This window comes from Gardnerella vaginalis (assembly GCF_001546485.1).
Classification (GTDB): Bacteria; Actinomycetota; Actinomycetes; order Actinomycetales; family Bifidobacteriaceae; genus Bifidobacterium; species Bifidobacterium vaginale_D.
The window spans coordinates 1-920 of the sequence record NZ_KQ956866.1 but is presented as its reverse complement, the minus strand read 5'-3'; the positions used below and the strand labels follow the sequence as shown (position 1 = coordinate 920).

The window sequence follows — 920 nt, the reverse complement described above, 5'->3', positions numbered from 1 at the left end:
GGGGGGGGGTATCTTAATAGCAGTTGTTGGCAGGTTTGTACTTGCGAACGCATTTGCAATATTTACGTGTTGCAGATTTCAAGTTTTTCTCCGTACTTGCACGAAGAGAAAGAAGAAAGGAAAATACTATGTTGAATAAGAAGGCTATCGCCGTATTCGCTGCTGGCGCAACTTTGCTTTCTGGACTTGCTCTTGCAGCTCCGGCATTAGCAGCTGGTGCTCAAGCTGGTGGTAATGTCACCGCTAGTGCCAGTAGTAAGACTTATGAGAAGGTGAAGCCAGCTGATCTTGCCCAAGCTAAGGATGTAATGGCTAAGTATGCTGCTGCTAATGTGTCTGTTGCTGAAGCACAGAAGTTATTCAATAAAGCTGCAGGTGAGCGTGATAATGCTAAAGCTGAATTCAATAAGGAAACTGTGAAAGCAGTTGGTCTTGGTGCTACCCATTCTGACTCTGGTTGGCGTATTAATGGTGTTGAGCTTGGTTATCGTACTTGGTATGATTACGAACTCAAGGATAACGGTTTTTCTCCAGAGCAGTTAGCAGCTTATGATGCTTGGTATGCGACTGCAAAAACTTATGCCAATAAGGTAAATGCTGCTGATGCTGCTTTCAATGGTTTGAAGATTGCTAAGACCGTGGCTGAGACCTATAAGGTGCAGTTAGAAAAGCTCGGTGTGGTTCTTCCAAATGGTACTGTTGTTGTTCCATCTGGTGACCAGAGCAAGCCGGCTCCAGCTCCAAAGCCGGCTCCAGCTCCAAAGCCGGCTCCAGCTCCAAAGCCAGCACCAGCTCCAAAGCCAGCACCAGCTCCAGCTCCTGCACCTAAGCCAGCTCCAGCTCCTGCTCCTGCACCTAAGCCTGCTCCTAAGCCTGAGGTGAAGAAGGTTGAGCATAAGCTTGATTTGGTTGATCTTCTT

The 920-nt window shown here is 47.4% G+C and carries 1 protein-coding gene; it reads left to right on the top strand.

What is annotated here, in order from left to right; all coding sequences use genetic code 11:
- Nucleotides 1-128: 128 nt before the first annotated feature.
- Nucleotides 129-920: hypothetical protein (locus HMPREF3208_RS06905; RefSeq protein WP_064347366.1), on the top strand; the 792-nt coding region annotated here is incomplete at its 3' end.